The sequence below is a fragment of the Streptomyces sp. NPDC015127 genome (assembly GCF_043080095.1).
Taxonomy (GTDB): domain Bacteria; phylum Actinomycetota; class Actinomycetes; order Streptomycetales; family Streptomycetaceae; genus Streptomyces.
Genome location: NZ_JBIBVE010000011.1, coordinates 11778 through 31399, shown reverse-complemented (window position 1 = coordinate 31399; position 19622 = coordinate 11778). Strand labels below are relative to the sequence as shown.

Below are 19622 nucleotides of genomic sequence, written 5' to 3'. Positions count from 1 at the left end.
CGAACGGCTCGCTGGCCCGCTGTACGACGTACCGACGCTATCCGCCGCCCGGGACAATCACGCACAGGCTCGGGCGAGGCGCCCGAGCCCGTCAGTCCGGAGTGTGAACGCTCAGCCGAGGTCCGGGATGCGCCAGTCGATCGGGTCGTGGCCCTGGGCCGCGATCGCCTCGTTGATCTGCGTGAAGGGGCGGGAGCCGAAGAACTTCTTCGCCGACAGCGGCGAGGGGTGCGCGCCCTTGACGACCGCGTGGCGCGTCTCGTCGATCAGCGGCAGCTTCTTCTGTGCGTAGGCGCCCCACAGGACGAAGACCGCCGGATCGGGCCGCTCGGCCACCGCGCGGATCACGGCGTCGGTCACCTTCTCCCAGCCCTTGCCCTTGTGGGAGTTCGGCTCCCCGGCGCGGACCGTCAGCACCGCGTTGAGCAGCAGGACGCCCTGCTCGGCCCACGGCATCAGGTAGCCGTTGTCCGGGATGGGGTGGCCGAGCTCGGCGTGCATCTCCTTGTAGATGTTCCGCAGGGAGGGCGGGGTCTTCACGCCCGGGCGGACCGAGAAGCACAGCCCGTGCCCCTGGCCCTCCCCGTGGTACGGGTCCTGGCCGAGGACGAGCACCTTGACCCGGTCGTACGGCGTGGCCTCGAGCGCGGCGAACACCTCGGCGCGGGGCGGGTACACCGGACCGTTCGCCCGCTCCTTCTCGACGAACTCGGTGAGCTCCTTGAAGTAGGGCTTCTGGAGCTCTTCGCCGAGGACGCCGCGCCAGGACTCGGGCAGCATGTCGGTGTCGGTCACGTCAACAACCTCCGGTAAGCAACAGGTGGTTCCGAGATCTCGGAGCCGAGATCCCAGAACCTACCCGGCGCCACTGACAACCCGCTTACCAGCTCGTCTTGCGGTACAGCTCCCACATCTGCATGACGGTCTGCGGGTCGAGGGCCCGCTCGCCGCCGCCGATCTCCTCGCTCGCCGCCACATACAGCTTGCCCTGCCACAGCGGCAGCAGCCGCACGTCCTCGACAAGGATCTCCTGGGCCCGCTCGAACTGGCTGGTGACCGCCCCGCGGTCGCTCTCGCGCCGGGACGCGGGCAACAGCTGCTCGGTGATCTCCGGGCTGTTGTACGGCGTGCCGAGCACGTTCTTCGGGCCGACGAAGGGTGCGATGAAGTTGTCGGGGTCCGGGAAGTCGGGGAACCAGCCACGGCCGAAGACCGGGTACTGGCCGGCCTGGTAGCCGGCCTGGAACTCCTTCCAGGGCTTGCCCTGGACCGTGATCTCGAACAGGCCCGTCTCGTCGAGCTGCCGCTTCAGCTCGGCGAACTCGGGCGCCGTGGAGGAGCCGTAGCGGTCCGTCGTGTACCAGAAGGTCAGCGGCACGGGCTCGGTGATCCCCGCCTTCTCGAGGATCTCCTTGGCCTTGGTCACATTGGGCTCGCCGAAGCGGTCGTAGAACTCGGTGGTGTGTCCGGCGATGCCCTTGGGGACCATCGAGTACAGCGGCTCGGCCGTGCCGTGGTAGACCTTCTCGACCAGCGCGCCGCGGTCGATGATCTGGGCGATCGCGCGCCGCACGGCGAGCTTGCCCGCGTACGGGTCCCGGGGGTTGAAGACCAGGTAGCGGATGTCGGCGCCGACGGTCTCGACCAGCTGGAGGTGATCGTTCTCCGGCTTCTTCTCCTGGAGCTCGACGACCTCCTCCGCGGTCAGACCACGGTTGATCGCGTCGATCTTCCGGTCCTTCAGGGCCCGCGTCATCACGTCCGAGTCCTGGTAGTACCGGATCGTGACGGCCTCGTTCTGGATCTTGGCGAAGCCCTTGTACTTGCTGAACCGGGTCAGCTCGGCGTGCTCGCCCTTGACGTACGAGTCCAGCGCGTACGGGCCGGAACCGGTCAGCTTGCCGTCCTCACGGAGCTTGTCCGCGGGGTACTCCGAGGGCGGGACGATCGACATCGCCGGGGTGGCGAGGATGAACGGGAACGTGGCGTCCGGGGTCTTGAGCCGGAACGTCACCGTGCGCTCGTCGGACGTCTCGATCCTGTCGAGGGAGCCGAGGAGGCCGGTGGGGCCGCCCTGCGCGTCGATCTTCCTGATCCGGTCGATGGAGTGCTTGACCGCCGCCGCGTCCAGCTTGTCGCCGTTGGTGAAGGTCAGACCGGCGCGGAGCTTGCACTCGAAGACCTTGTTGGCGGCGTCGGAGAAGCGGCATCCCTCGGCCGCGTCCGGCTGCGGGGTGGTGGACCCCGTCGGGAAGCTGACCAGCGTCTGGAAGACGTTCCGGTACAGCTCCCACGAGCCGTCCCAGGCGGCGGCCGGGTCGAGTGTGCTCGGCTCACTCGTCGTACCGACCGCTATCTTCTGCTCACTGCCGGTGTCCTCGTCGGAGAACAGGCCGCACCCTGCCAGCAGAGATATGGACGCTAGGGCTGCAGTGGCCTGCAGACAGGTCCGGTAGAACACGTGCACGCTCCTCGTTCAGCCATGGGTCGGCAGACCATACCGCAGCGCCCCGCCGGATGAACCTGGAGGTCCGGCGGGGCACTTGGATCATTGAGGCGCAAATCCGCTCAGGCTGGTCCGGTGGGCGTCAGTGCACACCTGCGTTGAGGAACATACCGCCGTCCACGACGAGTGTCTGCCCCGTGATCCACCCCGCCTGATCGGAGGTGAGGAACGCCGCCGCGCCCCCGATGTCCTCCGGCACGCCGAGCCTGCCCATGGGGTACGCGGCGGCCGCCTCGGCCTCCCTGCCCTCGTACAGGGCCTCGGCGAACCTGGTCTTGATCACCGCGGGGGCGATCGCGTTGACCCGTACGACCGGCGCGAACTCGTGCGCCAGCTGGAGGGTCAGGTTGACCATGGCCGCCTTGCTCATGCCGTAGGCCCCGATGAACGGGGACGCCGAGACGCCGGCGATGGAGGCGATGTTCACGATCGCACCGCCGTTCTCCTTCTGCCAGGCCCGCCAGGTCTGCTGGGCGAAGCCGAGCGCGGAGATCACATTGGTCTCGAAGACCTTTCGCGCCACGTTCAGGTCGAGATCGGCGATGGGGCCGAAGACCGGATTGGTGCCCGCGTTGTTCACCAGGAAGTCCACCCGGCCGAACGCCTCCATGGTGCGCTCGACCGCGACCGCCTGGTGCGCCTCGTCGTGGGCCTTGCCCGCCACCGCGATGACCCGGTCGGCGCCGAGCCGCTCCACGGCCTCCTTGAGCGCCTCCTCGCCGCGCCCGGTGATGCACACCCGGTCGCCGCGGGCGACGAGCGCCTCGGCGATGCCGTAGCCGATGCCCCGGCTTGCACCGGTGACCAGTGCGACCTTGCCGCTGTCCGGCACCTGCCGCTCCCCTGCTCGCTGTCCCTCTGCCATGTCCGTCATCCCCTCGTCAGTTGAGCGGGCCGCCGGCCACGTACATGACCTGGCCGGAGACGAATCCGGCGTCGTCGCCCGTGAAGAAGGCGATCGCATTCGCGATGTCCTCAGGGCGCCCGACGCGCTGGACGGGGATCTGGCTCGCCGCCGCGGCCTGGAACTCCTCGAAGCCCATCCCGATCCGCGCCGCGGTCTGGGCGGTCATCTCGGTGACGATGAAGCCCGGCGCGACGGCGTTGGCGGTGATGCCGAACTTGCCGAGCTCCTTGGCGAGGGTCTTGGTGAAGCCCTGGAGGCCGGCCTTGACCGCGGAGTAGTTGGCCTGGCCGCGGTTGCCCAGGGCGGAGGACGACGAGAGCGAGACGATACGGCCGAAACCGGCGTCCACCATGTGCTTCTGGCACGCCTTGGCCATCAGGAACGCGCCCTTGAGGTGCACGTTCATCACGGTGTCCCAATCGGACTCGCTCATCTTGAAGAGCAGGTTGTCGCGGAGCACGCCGGCGTTGTTGACCAGGATCGTCGGCGCACCGAGCTCCTCGGCGACGCGTGCGACGGCGGCCTCCACCTGTGCGGCGTCGGAGACGTCGCAGCCGATGGCGACGGCCTTGCCGCCGGCCGCGGTGATCTTCTCGACCGTGTCCTTGCACGCAGCCTCGTCGAGGTCGAGTACGGCCACGGCGCGGCCCTCGGCCGCGAGCCTGACGGCGGTGGCGGCGCCAATGCCGCGCGCGGCTCCGGTCACGACAGCCACACGCTGCTCGGTGGTGGACATTCTGGTTCTCCTCGCCCTTGAAGCCCGTCAATGCCTGGGCCGGGTCCCTGGGGCGGTCGCTCCCGGCTCCTGCGCGCTGAGCGACCGCTTAGTACCTCGGCAGAAAGGACGCTAGAAGCCCTGGCACCCGGTGTCAACGGCGTCCGGGCCCGGCGTCGCACATCACACCGGCTCGGCTGGGTCCTCAGCGCACCAGCAGGTCGAGCAGGCGCTCCACCTCCGCCTCGGGATCGAGCGTCAGACCTGTGTGCACCGGGCCCGGCTGGACGACCGTGGACCGCGGGGCGATCAGCCAGCGGAAGCGGCGGCCCGCGTCGTCGCGCGCCGCCTGCCCGGCGTCCTCCCCGCCCCGGCAGACGCCCTCGACGGCGTGCAGAGCGGCCTGTACGCCGGTGACGTCCGCGTCCGGGTCCAGCGCCTTCAGCTTGGCCACGTCCAGATGGGTGCGGGCGGCCACGAAGCTCTTCGCCCGGCAGTACACGACGACGCCGGCGTTGAAGCACTCCCCGCGCTCCACCCGCGGCACGACGCGGAGCAGCGCGTACTCGAATACGTCCCTGTCGCTCACCGGTCGGCTTCCTTGCTCTTCCTGGTCGGGTGCGGCCACGGCTTCAGGTGCTCGGTCAGCCAGCCGGGCGGCTGCGGCTCCCCGGTCCTCGTGGGCGTGTCCAGCGTGATGCGCTCGTGGATGGTCGCCGCGCGGAGCAGCAGCGCCTCGACATAGGCGCGGCGCACGGCGTCGGTGGAGTCGAAGCCGGCCTCGTCGACCAGCCATTCGTCGGGCACGTCGGCCGCGACCTCGGTCAGCAGCTCCTCGGTGACGCGGGGCGCGAGCTCGGCTGCGGCCGCGGCGATGTCGGGTGCGAAGCGGGCGAGCGCGTGGTCGGACGCGTCGTACGGCTTGGCGGCGGAGGCCGCGGCGCCCGGCCAGTTGTGGTGCCAGATCATGGTGGCGCCGTGGTCGATGAGCCACAGGTCCCCGTGCCAGACGAGCATGTTGGGGTTGCGCCAGGAGCGGTCCACGTTGTTGATCAGCGCGTCGAACCAGACGACCCTGCCCGCCTCCCGCGCGTCCACCGCGTAGGCGAGCGGGTCGAAGCCGAGCGAGCCGGGCAGGAAGTCCATGCCGAGGTTCAGTCCGCCACTGGCCTTGAGCAGCTCCTGCACCTCCTGGTCGGGCTCGGAGAGCCCGATGACGGGGTCGAGCTGGATGCTGACGAGGTCGGGGACCCGCAGTCCCAGGCGCCGCCCGAGCTGCCCGCAGATGACCTCGGCGACCAGGGTCTTGCGGCCCTGCCCCGCGCCCGTGAACTTCATGACGTACGTACCGAGATCGTCGGCCTCGACGATGCCCGGGAGGGAGCCGCCCTCACGCAAGGGCGTGACGTAGCGGGTCGCGATGACCTCTGTAAGCATTTTCCCAGGCTATCCGCTATCTGTGCTTCAGGATCAACGGCGTGACCGGAACCGGCGCTTCCGCCCTGCGGGGCCTTGGCCGGCATGGAAACGAATCCGGGGAGTGAGCGGCTGACGGGCGATTGTCAGTGCCCGGTGTCACGCTGGGTTCACCAAGGATCCACGGAAGGGAATCATCGCCATGATCACCACCGACTTCGCCCATGGTTCTCCCTGTTGGCTCGACCTCGGAGTCCCCGACGTCCGCGGCGCGGCGGCCTTCTACAGCGCCGTTCTCGGGTGGGACTACGAGTCCATGGGCGAGGGGGAAGACATGGAAGGCGGCATGTTCCGGAAGGACGGCAAGGTCGTCGCCGGGCTCGGCAAGCTCACCGAGGAGGGCGCGCGTCCGGCCTGGATGATCTACTACAAGGTCACCGACGCGGACACCGCGACCCAGGCGGTGGAGCGCGGGGGCGGCACGGTGCGGGTGGCTCCGCGGGACCTCGACGACTGGGGCCGGATGGCGCAGTACAGCGACCCGCTGGGGGGCCAGTTCGCCGTCTGGCAGCCGGGGACGAACAAGGGCGCCGAGCTGGTGGACCAGCCGGGCTCCCTGTCCTGGACCGAGCTGTACACGAGCGACGTCGCGGCCGCGAAGGAGTTCTACGGCGGCGTCTTCGACTGGCAGTTCAGCGACATGGCGTTGCCCGGCGGCGGGGGCACGTACACCCTCATCACCCCCGCCGGGCTTCCCGAGGAGCGCATGCACGGCGGCCTGATGGAGCTCCCCAAGGACAACCTCGGCCTGACGAACGGACGGCCGTACTGGCACCCGGTCTTCGCCGTCTCCGACTGCGACGCCGCGGTCGCCAAGGTCACCGAGAACGGCGGCAGTGTGCAGATGGGACCGGAGGACGCCGAGGGTGTAGGTCGGCTGGCCGTCTGCCTCGACCCGTGGAACGCGGACTTCGTGGTCCTCACCCCGGCGCAGAGCTGAACCCCGGCAGGCCGGCTCCCCGCCCCGCCCCGGCTCGAAGCGGCACCAGGCCCGTGCGGCAGTTTCGGGCGGGGCGGGCCGTGCCGCTCGGGGTCAGGCGTCCCGGACGAGCTCGTAGGTGAGGTAGGCGAGGCCGTCGCCGAGGGTCCGGATGCTCAGGAGGCGCATGGACTTCGTGCCGCCGGTCTCGCCGAAGAGGCGCTCGCCGGCCCCGAGCACGACCGGGTGGACCATCAGCCGCAGCTCGTCGGCCAGGTCGTGCTCCCACAGCGTGCGGACGAGCCGACCGCTGGCGTAGACGACGATGTCGCCGTCCAGCTCCTGCTTCAGCTTCGAGACCTCGTTCACCACCTCGCCCGCGAGAACCGTCGAGTTGTTCCAGTCGGGGTCTTCGAGGGTCGAGGACACGACGTACTTGGGCAGGCTGTTCAACCTGTCCGCCCACGCGCCACTGCGTGACGGCCACCGCGCCGCGAACCACTCGTAGCTCCGCCGGCCCAACAGCAGGGCCTCGGCGCCCAGCGCCTCGTCGGACTCGACCTCGGCCCACGCTTCACGGTCCTTGTCCCCCAGCCGGCCGAACCAGCCGCCGCGCGCGAAGCCCTCCTCACCCGTCGGGTCCTGGACGACTCCGTCGAGCGAGACGTTCTCGCTGATCACGATCTTTCCCATCGGGTCTCCTCCGTCGGCGTGGCAGCCACCCCCCTGACCGGCACTGCCTGGTCCTGCTCAGCGGCGGTCCGGCGCGTCGATCAGCTTGCCGGGACAGCGCACCGCACGATCGGAGGCGCTCCGCAGGTGGGAGCCGATCCTCAGGAACGCCTGGGCGAGCGGGGCGGCCGGTGCCCGGCGATTCGGGGGGTGCGGCGGGGAAGCGTAGGCGGCGGGGACGCCGCTGGTGACGGTCGTGGCCACCTCCTCGGGTACGACCTGCAGGCCCCCGACCGCCCCGCCGCAGCGCAGCAATCGTTGCCGTTCTGGTAGCGGAACCCGCTGCCGGGCGCTCCGGTGGCGCGGGCGGTCAGGAGGTGTTCGCGGATGCCGGTGGGGCCGTTGTAGCCGAAGGGGCGCAGCTGGGGGCGATGACGGCGTAGTACCGCTGGGCCTCGATGGGTTTGTCGAAGGCCGGCCCGCGTAGCCAGGCCCGTGTACCCGCGGGCCCACAAGAGATCACTCAACGGGCCGTCACGGTCATACATTGCTCCGCTCTCAGGCATGCTTTCGAACTGGTCACTCGATAACATACATACTGTTCAGTTCGAGCAACAGAGGTGTGCGCTTTTTCGAACGGGATGCGGCGCGACCGTTGACCGCCCACACGACGGGCGTTACGTTTCCACATCATTCGATCGTTACCAGACCGCCTGTACGAGATCGTATGGCCTGGCAGCCCCTTCCGGGCCGACGCGCGCTGCGAGCGCGAGCCCGTCCGCGCCGCCTCCGCACCCTTCCCCTCCCGAGCCGCAGGAGTGCCCCATGGTCGAACCGTCCTCGTCCGCCCCGCCTCTTGATGCCGTCGGAACTCCGCCGCATCCGGAGTTCGATCGGCGGCACGCGTGGCTGATCGCCGCGATGATCGTGACGTTCATGCTCATCAACTACGCGGACAAGTCCGTCCTGGGGCTCGCGGCCGTGCCGATCATGGATGAGCTCGGCATCAGGCAGCACGTACGGGGTGATCTCCAGTTCCTTCTCGCTGCTGTTCAGCCTCTCGGGACTGGTCGTCGGCTTCGCCTCCGCGCGGATCTCCAGCCGGGTCCTGCTGTTCACGATGGCCGCACTGTGGGCGGTGGCCCAGCTGCCGGTACTGGTCGTGGCGTCGGTGCCGGCGCTGGTGGCGGGCCGGGTGCTGCTCGGGGCGGCCGAGGGGCCCGCGGCGTCGATGTCGATGCACGCGCTGTACAAGTGGTTCCCGGCGGACCGGCGGGGTCTGCCCTCGTCGCTGCAGATCAGCGGCGCCGCGCTGGGCATGCTGGTCGCGGCACCGGTCGTGACGTGGCTCATCACCGGCTTCGGCTGGCGATCCGCGTTCGTCGTTCTCGCGGTGACGAGCATGGTGTGGAGCCTCGTGTGGTGGCGGGTGGGGCACGACGGCCCGTACGGCCAGGAGCGCCCGCCGGGCGCGGACGCGCACCCACCGGCCGGCACCGCGCGCGCGTCCGCGCGAGGCGAGCGACTGCCGTACCGGCGCCTACTGCTGAACGGCACGGTGCTCGGGAGCATCGCGGGGGCGTTCGGCGCCTCCTGGGCGCTGGCGCTGAGCCATGCCTGGCTGCCCGTCTACCTGCGTACGCAGCTCGACATGACGCCGGGCGGGGCGGCCACGCTCATCAGCGCGATCTCGGCCTTCAGCCTCGTCCTGCTGCTCTCGGTGCCCCCGCTCGTCGACACGCTCCGCCGCCGCGGCGTTTCGAGCCGCTGGTCGAGCGGCGCCCCTCAGGGTGTCGCCGTGGCGGTCGCGGCCCTGGCCATGGCCGCGCTTCCGTTCGTCGACGGCAGGGGGGCCCATCTCGCCCTGCTCGCCGTGGCTTTCGGGGGGCATGCCATCGTCTTTCCCCTGCACTACATGACCGCCTCCGCCGTGGTCCCACCGCTCCAGCGGGGGGCGGTGTTCGGCATCGTGGCCGCGACCGGCACCCTGCCGGGCCTCGTCTCCCCGTATCTGACCGGGCATCTGCTGGACTCCGCCGCCTCGCAGAACGCCGGCTACACCCACGCCTACCTGCTGTCCGCCGCCGTCATGCTGGTCTGCGGGCTGGTGGCCCTGGTCGCCATCCGGCCGGAGCGGGACGCGCGGCGGCTGGGCCTGACCGGCGCGACCGACCCCGCACCGCGGCCGGCCGCCTCGGCGTGAGCCCACGAACGGCGCGCGGCACCTGAGCGACGGCTCGGCCGGACAAGCAGGCCGACTCCCTTCAGGGCTGAGCGCGGGCCTTCTGCCCCCGGAGCCTGGCGCTCGGCCGTCCGCGGGCCGGCGGCTCGTAGCCGCCCGCCCAGTGGCCGGGCCGGGGCGCGCGGCCGGCCGCTCAGGCAAGGCTGTTCGAAGCCCCGCCCAGTGGCCGGGCCGGGCGCTCGGCCGTCCGCTCAGGCCGGCGGCTCGAAGCCGCTGGCCCAGTACCTGCCGTGCAGCGCCAGGTCGAGCAGCATGCGCACGACCTCCTCCGCGGGCAGTGACGGGATGTCCTGTTCCGCCCACCAGCGCAGCACGGCGATCTGCTCCCCCACCCACACCCGCGCGAGCAGTTCGGGGTCGACGCGCGGCTTCACGGCGTTGCGTTCCGCGCGGGCGCGGAACTCCTCCGCCGTCGCCCGCGCGCAGGCGTCCACGAACATCTGCAGCGGCTTGCCGTCACCCTCGCCACGAAGAACGATCCGGTAGAGGTCGCGTTCCTCGCGCGCGTGGCGCAACATCTCGAGCACCGGCTTGCCCGTGAAGCCGATCGCACTGTCGGCGACCGCGGGCTCCAACCGCTCGGCCAGTCCGGCCAGAAGGTCGGCCGTCACGCGGGCGAACAGGTCCTCCTTGTCCCGGAAATGGGCGTAGAAGGTCGCGCGGGCCACGTCCGCCCGCTCCGTGATGTCCTCCACGGTCAGCGCGGTGAAACCGCGCTCCAGGACCAGCTCCACCAAGGCCGCTCCCAGGGCGCGGCGTGACCGTCTCGTGCGTCTGTCCTCTGCCATGAGCCCCTCCTCGATCGTGGCGCTGTGTGCGCGCCCAGTCTAGAAGAGCCTTGACACCTCAACGCTTACTGAACAAGCTGTCTGCAATTGATCTGTTTGTAGATCTTCTTGTCGACTGCTATCCGCGCGGTCGACCATCCGCCCTGTCCATCTGCCTCGCCCTTGTTTCCTGGAGTAGGTCTTCATGAATCTCGGCACTTATCTGTCGCGCAGCGCTCGCTACTGGCCCCAGGCTCCGGCTCTCGTGTGCGGGGACCGCTCCTGGACCTTCGCCGGGCTCGACCGCGCGACCAACCGTCTGGCTTCCGCCCTGTCCGCCCTGGGCCTGCGTCCCGGTGACGCGGTGGCCTCGCTCGCGTGGAACCGCGGCGAGCTCGTCGAGGTCGAATTCGCCCTCTACAAGGCGGGGTTGACGCGTGCGCCGATCAACGCGCGCCTCGGACGGGGGGAGATCGAGCACATCCTGCGCTACGTCCCCGTGCGGGTCCTGGTCTTCGACGCGGCCCACACGGAGGACGCCCTGGCCGCGATCGCCACGGCCGGCACCGCCTGCGTGCCCGTGCCGCTGGACGGCCGGCAGGACCCCGGCTCGTCCGAGGTCGCCTACGACACGCTGCTGGCCGAGGGCGACGACGCGCCGTTCCTCGTCGAGGTGGACGAAAAACAACCATGCGTTCTGAACTTCACCTCCGGTTCCACCGGAGCGCTGAAAGCCGCGGTGCAGACGGTCGGCAACCGCCTCGCGAACATGCGCAAGCTGCTGATGGCCGACGAGTCCCGGCCCCGCCCGGGCACCCGCTACCTCGCCTGCGGCCCCATCACCCACGCCACCGGCATGGGCCTGCTGGCCGGTGTGTTCGGCGGCTCGACGACCTACGTCCTGCCCACCTGGAGCGCGCAGACCTTCCTGGAGAGGGTCGAGAAGGAGCGCATCACCGCCACCTTCCTCGTCCCGGCCATGGTGAACATGGTGCTCGCCCACCCCGGCGCCGCGGACTACGACCTGTCCTCCCTGACGAGTGTGCGGATCGGCGGCGCACCCATCTCACCGCAGCGACTGCGCGACGCCGTGGAGTTCTTCGGCCCCGTCGTCGCCCAGGGATACGGACTCGGCGAGACCACCAGCGTGGTCGCGGGCCTGAGCAGCGACGAGATCGCCCATGCGGTGAAGGAGGACCCCGAACTGCTCCAGTCGTGCGGGCGGGCCACCTACGACACCGAGATGCGCGTCGTCGACGAGGCGGGCCGGGAGCTGGGTCCGCGCGAGGTCGGCGAGATCATCGTGCGCGGCCCCGACTGCGTCAGCGAGTACTGGCAGGAGCCCGAGCTGTCCGCGGAGACCTTCCGCGACGGCTGGGTGCACACCGGCGACCTCGCCTGGATGAGGGAGGACGGCTACCTCTTCCTCGTCGACCGCAAGAAGGACATGATCATCTCGGGCGGCTTCAACATCTACTGCACCGAGGTCGAGGCCGCCCTGTACGAGCACCCGGCCGTCCGGGAAGCCTGCGTCGTCGGCGTTCCCGACGAACAGTGGGGCGAGGCCGTCAAGGCCGTCGTCGTCCCGCACACCGGCGCCGCCGTCACCGCCGACGAGCTGATCGCCTTCTGCGCCTCCCGCCTCGACCGGCTCAAGAAGCCCCGCTCCGTCGACTTCGTGACCGAGCTTCCCCACAACCGCAACGGCAAGCTCGACCGCAGGGCCGTGCGCGAACCGTACTGGGCCGACGCCTCGCGCCGCGTCAACTGACCCCGCGTGCCACCACCGTTACGCAACTCTGCCGCTACAGGAGCCTTCGATGACCGCCTTCTCTCTGCGTCCCACCTACGACGATCCGCGCACGGCCGAACTCGTCGACCGGCTGCGCGACTACCTCGACGGCGAACTCGCCGACTACGAACGCGAGCGCGGCATCACCCCGGCCGGCCGACTCACCCGCGCCGACCTCGAACCGGTCTGGCGCCGCAGCCGCGAGCTCGGCTTCTACGGCATCCATCTGCCCGAGGAGTACGGCGGGCAGAACCTCACCTACACCCAACTCGCCGCCCTCAAGGAGGAGGTCGGCGCCAGCGGACGCGTCCTGTCCCACTGCGTCCTGGGCGACATGGGCGGCCCCCTGCGCGCGGGCGACATCCTCCAGCACGCCACCGAGCACCAACTGCACACGTTCCTGCTGCCGCTGATCCGCGGCGAGCGCGCCTGCTGCTTCTCCCTCACCGAGACCGACGCCGGCTCCGATGTCCGCTCCATGGGCACCGTCGCCGTGCCCGACGGTGACGGCTACCGGCTGACCGGGCACAAGGTCTTCTCCTCCGCCGGCCCGTTCGCCGACTTCGCGATCGTCGTCGCCCGCATGGCCGGCACCGGTGAACAGGAAGGCGACAAGCCGCTGTTCTCCGCGTTCCTCGTGGACCTCGACAGCCCCGGCTGCCGCGTCGAGGACGGAGCGACCCCGATGTCCGGCGAGCACATCGAGAGCGACATCGTCCTGGACGACTGCTACGTTCCCGCCGCCAACCTCCTCGGCGAGGAGGGCAGGGGCATGCGCATCGCACTGGGCCGGGTGACCACGAACCGCCTGCTGCACTGCCCCACGGTCCTGGGCGCCACCCGCCGCGCCCTCGATCTGACGCTGAACCGGACACGGACCCGCAAGGTCGCCGGAGGACAGCCGCTGCTCATGCTGCAGGCCATCCAGCACAAGGTCGCCGACATGGCCACCGACTTCTATGCCGCGCGCTCCATGACGTACGCCGCGCTCGCCGCCCTCGACGAGGGCCGCGAGGTCCAGGCCGAGGCGTTCATGTGCAAGCTGTTCGTCGCCGAGTCCGCTTTCCGCATCCTCGACGAGGCCGTCCAGATCCACGGCAAGGAGGGGCTCACCCAGGGGACCGAGATCGAGTACCTCTTCCGCAAGATCCGCATGTTCCGCATCCTCACCGGCACGTCCGAGATCCAGCGCAACGGCATCGCCAAGATGCTGGCCTTCCACCACTGACGTCCGTGAGGCACCGTTCCATGACCGTCAACTGCTCACCGACCCGTACGCCACGGTACCAACCTGTTCGCGGAGCCCGACGCGACCACCTCAACGCCCCAGGCCCGCTTCCCCGTCACCTTCGGCGCCGGCCTCACCAGCTTCCGCCGCCCCGCACCCGGACTCGGCGAAGACACCCAGCAACTCCTCGGCGAACTGAACCCGCCCCACTGAGCCTCAGCTTCGAGAGGCCCCGGGCCCGGCGCTCACCGCGTGTGCATCAGGACGCCGACCCCGTCCAGGATCCGGTCGAGGCCGAACACGAACTCGTCGTCACCGCCGGTGGGTTCGTCGAGCACCCCGGCCTCGATCACCTGGTTGAGCGCCGGGAACCGCTCCGGGTCGGTGAGCTTGCGCATCAACTGGCCGTAGGACGCCATGGCCGCCCGCTCGTCCGGCGCCGCGGCGAGGAACGCCTGCTGCACCTCGGCGGTCACCATCGCCTCGTTGCGCGTGTAGCCGCTCAGCAGCATGATCACGGAGAGCTTCTCGCCCTCGGCCAGCTCGGTCGTGCGCAGGCACTCCAGACCGTGTTCGAGCCAGGTGATCTGATTGGGGGTCACCGGTGGGCCGCTGATCGGGACGTACAGGGCCCAGGTGTGCCGGCGCAGAATCGCGCGCTGCTCCCACGCCCAGCGGCGCAGGCCCTCGCGCCATGCCTCGCCCGGCATCGGCACGGACGGGGGCGCCTGGTAGATCGCGTCCACCATGAGCAGCAGCAGGTCTTCCTTGGAGGACACGTAGCGGTAGAGCGACATGGGGGACGCGCCGAGTTCGGAGGCCACCCGGCTCATCGAGACGGCGGCCAGGTTCTCCGAGGCGGCCACGGAGACCGCGGCGTCCACGATGCGCGACAGGCTCAGCCCGCGCTTCGGGCCCTTGATCGGCCGGGCGCGCAGCCCCCACGCGTCCGCAATGTAGGCAGGCAGACCGGGATCTGTACGCCCCTCCATCGTCGTCACCTCCTGCTCAAGTCGATCCGACCCGCTTCATTGGTCGGCTGCGGCGGCCGCTTTAGCGTATAGCATCCGCTGTAGCGCGTCTGCGTGAGGATCGCACTCCGGAAACACCCGTGGCGGGCTCGCCGGAATAACCGCTGAGCTCGAATGCGTGAAGCCGCCAAGGCGCCTGCCCGACGCTTCCGGTAAGGAAGCCGTCGAGCATGTGCGGACCGCGCGTACGCGCCCACGGAAATTCCGCCGGCCCTTGCGGCGACGGAGACCGGGCTGTCCGGCGGATCAGGACAGAACCTAGGCCACCGCGGCCTTACGGGGCCGCGGCCGCAAAGCCATGGCCGGGGTCAGCGTCACGACGTCGAAGGTGCGACGGACACAGTCCACGCGGCCCCACAGCCCGTCGGGGCCGGAGACGACCACGCGGTCCACGTTGTGGCCCGCGAGCGTGGTCATCGCCGCCGGCCAGCGCACCGTGCGGACGACGCCGTCGAGCAGCAGCCGCCGCACCTCGTCGGCCGTGCCGAGCACGGTGCCGTCGTGGTCGCAGACGATCGGCAGCACGGGGTCGCTGAACTGGAGTTTGTCGACGAGTTCTTCCTCGATCATGTCTCGCAGCGGGGCGAAGGCCCGTGAATGCATCGGGGTGCGCATGGTGTACATCGGCATGCCCCCCAGGGCACGCAGGCTGCTCTGCAGCCAGCCGAGCCGCCTCTCGCGCACCGAGAGCATCCAGAAGTCGTCGTCGACATGGCAGGCTATTTCGTACCACTCGCCCGCGTCGTCCAGCTCCTGCAGGATCTCCGCCAGCCGGGATTCCGGAGTGCGGGCGAACGACTGGGTGACCACGTCGCCGTTTTCACGGGCGAAATAGGCCCGTACGCAATCGTTCCACCGGGCGGTGAGCCAGATCGCCTCGGCGAAGTCGAGGGAGCCCGCGTATACGGCCGCGGGAGTGCCGCCGAAACTCGCGCCGGCACACGCGTCCGCTTCGAGATCCATTGTTTCCTCGGCCCAGTAGGCGAGGGCGAGGCAGACGACCAGGAAGGACACCCGCTCGTATTCCGAGTACTCGCTGTCGGCCTGCCGGTAGTGGTCGATCAGTGAATATCCGAGCGTGTCGTCGGCTATCGCGGTCAGTTTGCGCGCGATCGGATTCACCAGCAGGAACTTGCCGAGATCGTCGAACGGGCTCGGTTTGATTCCGGGAAAGACGAGGGCGGTGCCCCAGTCACCGGAGGGCGCGCTCATCGCAGCACCGCGCCTTCTCCGGCGGGCAGTTCGGTCAGGATCTCGTGCGCGATCGTCTCGACGTAGTCGGTGATGGTGATGTCGCGGTCGAAGTACGGCACGAGCTCGCGGGTGCGCTCGTAGAGCCGCCGGGTGCTGCTCGACAGGCCCTCCGTGCCCCGGATGTCGACCGCCTGGCAGGCGCACAGCAGCTCGAAGGCGACGACGTATGTCGCGTTGACCAGCGCCTCGCGGGCCTTGCGGGCCGCCACGAACCCGAAGGACACGATGTCCTGGAAGTCGCCGGTGCTGGTCAGCGACTGAATCGACATCGGCATCGCCATCGCCCTGGTCTCCGCGGTCAGCGACGCGGTCATGAACTGGCCGCCCATCAGGCCCAGTCGCAGACCGGGGTTCTCCCGGCACAGGAAGGCGGGCAGACCGTTGCTGTTGCTCTTGTCCAGAAAGCGGTCGATCCGGCGGTTGGACAGGTTGGTCATGGTGGCCAGCGCGATGACCAGGTGGTCCATGGCCATGGACACGTACTGGCCGTGGAAGTGGCCGTTGTGGAAGACGTCGTTCTCCTCGGGAACGACCAGCGGGTTGTCGTTCGAGGAGTTCAGCTCGGCTTCCAGGGTTTCGCCGATGCGGTCCATGCTGTCCAGCACCGGGCCGAGGATCTGCGGAGTGCAGCGGATCGAGTACGCGTCCTCGATGGGTTGCGACGCGTGCTTGGCCGAGTCGTCCATCTCGCCGGCGAGCGTGGTCTCGGTGTCGAGTTCGTTGACCGCCAGAGTCGAGTCCTGCAGCGTCTTCCAGAGCCGCTCGGCGACCTCGCGCTGCCCGCGGTGCGGCTTGAGTTCGTGCACCCTGGGGTCGAACGGCTTGGTCATGCCGCGCAGTCCCTCAACGGACAGCGCCGAGACCAGCAGGTAGGTGTCGAGCAGCCTGCGGGCCCGGGCGAACACCAGACTACCGAGGCCCACCATCCCGGAGGTGCCGTTGATCAGCGCCAGGCCCTCCTTGAAGCTCAGCGTCATCGGGGTGATGCCGGCCCTGGCGAGCGCCTCCGCCCCCGGGAGGATCTCCCCGTTCACCCGGGCCTTCCACTGGCCGACACAGACCAGGGCGATCGCGGCGAGCGGGCCGAGGTCGCCACTGGTGCCGAGCGATCCCTTCTCCGGCACGCAGGGCGTGATCCCGGCGTTGTGGACCTCGATCAGCTTCTCCAGATTCGCCGGTGAGATGGCCGAGTTGCCGCGGGCCAGCGACACGATTCGGGACAGCATGACGGCGCGTACCGTCCGGTCGTCGAGGAACTCCCCGACATTCGTGGCCACCGCGTTGATCAGGTTCTCCTGCAGCTCCTGGGCCATGGAGATCGGCACGAGCCAGTCGACGAATCCGCCCATACTGGTGTTCACGCCGTAGATGACCCGGCCGTTCGCGACGAACTTCTCCAGCGTCTCCCGCGACATGCGGACCCTCTGCCAGGCCTCGGCGTCGAGGGCGACCGGCACCGAGCCGGTGGCAGCCGCGTCCAACTGCTCCAGGCGGACCCACTGATTGGCTTCGAGGGTGAGCGTCATGAGATCGGGTCTCCTAGTGGCTCGTCGTCCTGTTCGTGGAGTTGCCGCTGCTCCGGCCGCCGGTCGACGCCGTTCACGGAAGCAGGTGATCTCAAGTCAAACGAGACGCTATGGCGACGAACACTGGCATTGACCCCTAACGCCGACCCGTATCCCCCTACTCGGCAGGGACGGGGAAACGCTCCGGGGTGGTGGCCAACCGCGAGGCGTGGACGGCGATCGCGGTGAGCGCGAGCCCGTCACGAACCAGCCAGCGCCCGTCGAGCCGGTCCAGGTGCCCGCCGTCCGGCAGCGGATGCCGTACGAGGAGGCGAGCCGTGAAGGTCCCGGCGGCCGGGTCCAGCCTCATCTCGGCGTCCTCGAACCCCAGCCGCCGGCCGGTGAAGGGATTCCACGCCTTGTAGACGGACTCCTTCATGCTGAAAAGGAGACGGTCCCAGCACACCCGTGGCTCGGCCGCGCGGAGGTCTCGCAGATGGCTCCGCTCCCGCGGCAGGGCGATGGCGTCGAGCACCCCGTCGGGAAGCGGCCCGTGTGGCTCCGCGTCGATGCCCAGCATCGCGATGTGCGCAGCCTCGGCCAGCGCCGCGGCGCGGTAGCCGGCGCAGTGCGTGAGGCTGCCGACGACCGCGTCCGGCCATCGCGGGGCACCGTGGCGGCCGGGGAGCACGGGAACGGGGGGCACGCCGAGCGCGGCGAGCGCCCGGCGTGCACACATCCGGACGGTGGCGAACTCGCGCCTGCGCTGGTCCACGGCGTTGCGGACGAGCAGGGCCTCCTCGGGAAAGAGCGCGGTGTCCGGTGGGTCGTCGAACGCCTCGGAGACGGCGACCCCGGGCGGCAGGATCCGCTCGATCACAGGGGCCTCGTCGCGGTCAGGACGGGCCGCGGTACGTTTCTGGGGTGGCCGGGCCGGCGCCACTCCCTCGGGTAGCCGACCGACACCTCCTCGAAGGGCACACCGTCGTGCCAGGTGGTCCGGGGAATGTGCAGGTGACCGTAGACGACCGCGCGGGTGGGGAACCGCCGGTGCCAGTCGGCCGTGCGCTCGGTGCCGCACCACTGGGCGAATTCCTGATGGTGCAGCACCCTCGTCGGTTCCCGGATCAGGGGGAAGTGGTTGACGAGCACCAGCGGGACGTCGGTGCCGCAGGCGGCGAGGCGCCGTTCGGTCGCCGCGACCCGCGCGTGACACCACGCCTCCCGGCTGGGATAGGGATCCGGGTGCAGGAAGAACTCGTCGGTGCAGACCACACCTTGGTCGTACGCCTGCTGGAGCGACTCCTCCTTGGTGGCGGCCGTGGGGGTGCGGAAGCTGTAGTCGTACAGCAGGAACAGCGGCGCGATGCGCACCGGGCCGCCCTCCCCGTCCCACAGGGCGTAGGGGTCCTCGGGGGTGAGGACGCCGAGGTCCCGGCAGCGGTCCACCAGGTGCAGGTACCGCTCCTCCCCGCGGAGCTGGACCGGGTCGTGGCGGGGGGTCCACAGTTCGTGGTTGCCCGGCGCCCAGATGACCGTCGAGAACCTGTCCCGCAGGGTCCCCAGTGCCCAGATGATGTCCTCGGTCAGCTCACCGACGTCGCCTGCCACGATCAGCCAGTCGGCGTCCGACCGGGGGTACAGCTTCTCGACGATCTCCCGGTTGTCCGGGTGGGCGACATGCAGGTCGCTGATGGCGAGCAGACTGCCGTCGTGCATGGTGGTCACTGATCCTCTTGCCGTGGGACGGTCCTTCCGACCCATCCTGCCTAGTGGCGCGCCATGCCGTGCGCCGATGCGGTCATCCGCTGCCGGATCAGGGCGACGACGTCCCCGGCGCACTGGTTGAGGTAGAAGTGCCCGCCGGGAAAGACCCGCAGTGCGAAGGGGCCGGTGGTGTGCTCCTGCCATGCCTCGGCCTCGGCCACGGTGACCTGCGGGTCGCGGTCCCCGGTCAGCGTGTGCACGGGACAGCGCAGGGTGGCACCGGGCTCGGGACGGTAGGTCTCGGCGGCCTTGTAGTCGCTGCGGAAGGCGGGCAGGATCATCCGGACCAGTTCGGGGTCCTCCAGCATCGCCGGGTCGGTGCCCTCGAGCCTGACGATCTCGGCGAGCAACTGGTCGTCGTCGCCCAGGTGCACCCGTTCCGCCCGCTGCCTCGACGGCGCCCGCCGGCCCGAGGCGAACAGCACCAGCGGTGCCACGCCGCCGGATTCGAGCCGCAGCGCGACCTCGAAGGCGACGGTGGCACCGAGGCTGTGGCCGAACAGGGCCAGCGGGCGGTCCGTCCACGGCGCGAGCTGCTCGGCGATGGCGTCGGCCAGCAGGCCCACGTCCTCGAACGCGGGCTCGGAGCGCCGTTCCTGCCGGCCCGGGTACTGCACGGCGAGGACGTCGACCGCCGGCGAGAGCGCCCTGGACACGGGGAAGAAGTACGACGCCGAGCCACCGGCGTGGGCCAGACACACCAGCTGGACGGGTGCTTCCGGCGCCGGGTGGAAGCGCCGGATCCACGCGCCGTTGTCGACGGCCACTGCCTGTCCTTTCGCCGAAGATTTCATGTGCGCCATCGCGTCAGCCGGTTTCCGGCCGTCGCGGTGGAAGGGCC

The 19622-nt window shown here is 69.9% G+C and carries 19 protein-coding genes; 4 read left to right on the top strand and 15 right to left on the bottom strand.

Going from position 1 to position 19622, the window contains the following annotated elements; all coding sequences use genetic code 11:
- Positions 1–111: 111 nt before the first annotated feature.
- The 6 genes from ACF08N_RS21750 to ACF08N_RS21725 all read right to left on the bottom strand — a co-directional run bounded on the left by ACF08N_RS21750 (position 112) and on the right by ACF08N_RS21725 (position 5565).
- Entirely contained in the window at positions 112–795 is a 684-nt protein-coding gene (locus ACF08N_RS21750) for a uracil-DNA glycosylase (protein WP_392326298.1), read from the bottom strand.
- 85 nt (positions 796–880) lie between these two features.
- Positions 881–2461, bottom strand: a complete 1581-nt coding sequence (locus ACF08N_RS21745; RefSeq protein WP_392326297.1) for an ABC transporter substrate-binding protein — start codon at positions 2459–2461, stop codon at positions 881–883.
- Positions 2462–2588: 127 nt separating this feature from the next.
- A complete protein-coding gene (locus ACF08N_RS21740; RefSeq protein ID WP_392326296.1) occupies positions 2589–3371 on the bottom strand; it encodes an SDR family oxidoreductase in 783 nt (260 codons plus the stop codon).
- Between the two features lie 16 nt (positions 3372–3387).
- Positions 3388–4149, bottom strand: a complete 762-nt coding sequence (gene fabG, locus ACF08N_RS21735) for a 3-oxoacyl-ACP reductase FabG (protein ID WP_392326295.1) — start codon at positions 4147–4149, stop codon at positions 3388–3390.
- A gap of 184 nt (positions 4150–4333) precedes the next feature.
- Positions 4334–4717 carry a DUF3037 domain-containing protein gene (locus ACF08N_RS21730; protein ID WP_392326294.1) on the bottom strand — a complete coding sequence of 128 codons (384 nt, stop codon included), beginning with the start codon at positions 4715–4717 and terminating at the stop codon, positions 4334–4336.
- A complete protein-coding gene (locus tag ACF08N_RS21725) occupies positions 4714–5565 on the bottom strand; it encodes a HipA family kinase (protein WP_392326293.1) in 852 nt (283 codons plus the stop codon). The genes ACF08N_RS21730 and ACF08N_RS21725 overlap by 4 nt, the downstream gene beginning before the upstream one ends.
- Positions 5566–5746: 181 nt before the next feature.
- Between ACF08N_RS21725 and ACF08N_RS21720 the strand changes: the two genes are divergently transcribed.
- Positions 5747–6544 (top strand): VOC family protein, encoded by a 798-nt coding sequence (locus tag ACF08N_RS21720; RefSeq protein WP_392326292.1) that lies wholly within the window; start codon positions 5747–5749, stop codon positions 6542–6544.
- A gap of 93 nt (positions 6545–6637) precedes the next feature.
- Here the strand turns inward: ACF08N_RS21720 and ACF08N_RS21715 are convergent, their stop codons facing one another.
- Together ACF08N_RS21715 and ACF08N_RS21710 are read right to left on the bottom strand one after the other, a co-directional pair.
- Entirely contained in the window at positions 6638–7216 is a 579-nt protein-coding gene (locus tag ACF08N_RS21715) for a dihydrofolate reductase family protein (RefSeq protein ID WP_392326291.1), read from the bottom strand.
- Between the two features lie 57 nt (positions 7217–7273).
- Positions 7274–7459 carry a hypothetical protein gene (locus ACF08N_RS21710; protein ID WP_392326290.1) on the bottom strand — a complete coding sequence of 62 codons (186 nt, stop codon included), beginning with the start codon at positions 7457–7459 and terminating at the stop codon, positions 7274–7276.
- Between the two features lie 730 nt (positions 7460–8189).
- Here ACF08N_RS21710 and ACF08N_RS21705 point away from each other — a divergent pair.
- The gene (locus ACF08N_RS21705) at positions 8190–9398 is read left to right on the top strand and encodes an MFS transporter (protein WP_392326289.1); all 1209 of its coding nucleotides are present in this window, start codon (positions 8190–8192) and stop codon (positions 9396–9398) included.
- A gap of 230 nt (positions 9399–9628) precedes the next feature.
- Here ACF08N_RS21705 and ACF08N_RS21700 read toward each other — a convergent pair whose 3' ends face one another.
- Positions 9629–10225 (bottom strand): TetR/AcrR family transcriptional regulator, encoded by a 597-nt coding sequence (locus ACF08N_RS21700; RefSeq protein WP_392326288.1) that lies wholly within the window; start codon positions 10223–10225, stop codon positions 9629–9631.
- A 184-nt stretch (positions 10226–10409) separates the two neighbouring features.
- On the opposite strand from ACF08N_RS21700, the gene ACF08N_RS21695 reads away from it, so the two are divergent.
- Together ACF08N_RS21695 and ACF08N_RS21690 are read left to right on the top strand one after the other, a co-directional pair.
- Positions 10410–11975: a class I adenylate-forming enzyme family protein gene (locus ACF08N_RS21695; RefSeq protein WP_392326287.1), complete on the top strand. Its 1566-nt coding sequence runs from the start codon at positions 10410–10412 to the stop codon at positions 11973–11975.
- Positions 11976–12024: 49 nt separating this feature from the next.
- The gene (locus tag ACF08N_RS21690) at positions 12025–13224 is read left to right on the top strand and encodes an acyl-CoA dehydrogenase family protein (protein WP_392326286.1); all 1200 of its coding nucleotides are present in this window, start codon (positions 12025–12027) and stop codon (positions 13222–13224) included.
- 245 nt (positions 13225–13469) lie between these two features.
- Here ACF08N_RS21690 and ACF08N_RS21685 read toward each other — a convergent pair whose 3' ends face one another.
- The 6 genes from ACF08N_RS21685 to ACF08N_RS21660 all read right to left on the bottom strand — a co-directional run bounded on the left by ACF08N_RS21685 (position 13470) and on the right by ACF08N_RS21660 (position 19548).
- Positions 13470–14216 (bottom strand): TetR/AcrR family transcriptional regulator, encoded by a 747-nt coding sequence (locus ACF08N_RS21685; protein ID WP_392326285.1) that lies wholly within the window; start codon positions 14214–14216, stop codon positions 13470–13472.
- Positions 14217–14513: 297 nt separating this feature from the next.
- Complete coding sequence (locus ACF08N_RS21680) at positions 14514–15467, bottom strand: ACP S-malonyltransferase (RefSeq protein ID WP_392326284.1); 954 nt, start codon at positions 15465–15467, stop codon at positions 14514–14516.
- Entirely contained in the window at positions 15464–17035 is a 1572-nt protein-coding gene (locus tag ACF08N_RS21675; protein ID WP_392326283.1) for a phenylalanine aminomutase (D-beta-phenylalanine forming), read from the bottom strand. Before ACF08N_RS21675 ends, ACF08N_RS21680 begins: the two co-directional genes overlap by 4 nt.
- A gap of 157 nt (positions 17036–17192) precedes the next feature.
- Positions 17193–17894: a 4'-phosphopantetheinyl transferase gene (locus ACF08N_RS21670; RefSeq protein WP_392326282.1), complete on the bottom strand. Its 702-nt coding sequence runs from the start codon at positions 17892–17894 to the stop codon at positions 17193–17195.
- Positions 17891–18733 carry a metallophosphoesterase family protein gene (locus ACF08N_RS21665; RefSeq protein WP_392326281.1) on the bottom strand — a complete coding sequence of 281 codons (843 nt, stop codon included), beginning with the start codon at positions 18731–18733 and terminating at the stop codon, positions 17891–17893. Before ACF08N_RS21665 ends, ACF08N_RS21670 begins: the two co-directional genes overlap by 4 nt.
- Before the next feature lie 50 nt (positions 18734–18783).
- Positions 18784–19548 (bottom strand): thioesterase II family protein, encoded by a 765-nt coding sequence (locus ACF08N_RS21660; protein WP_392326280.1) that lies wholly within the window; start codon positions 19546–19548, stop codon positions 18784–18786.
- Positions 19549–19622: the final 74 nt, after the last annotated feature.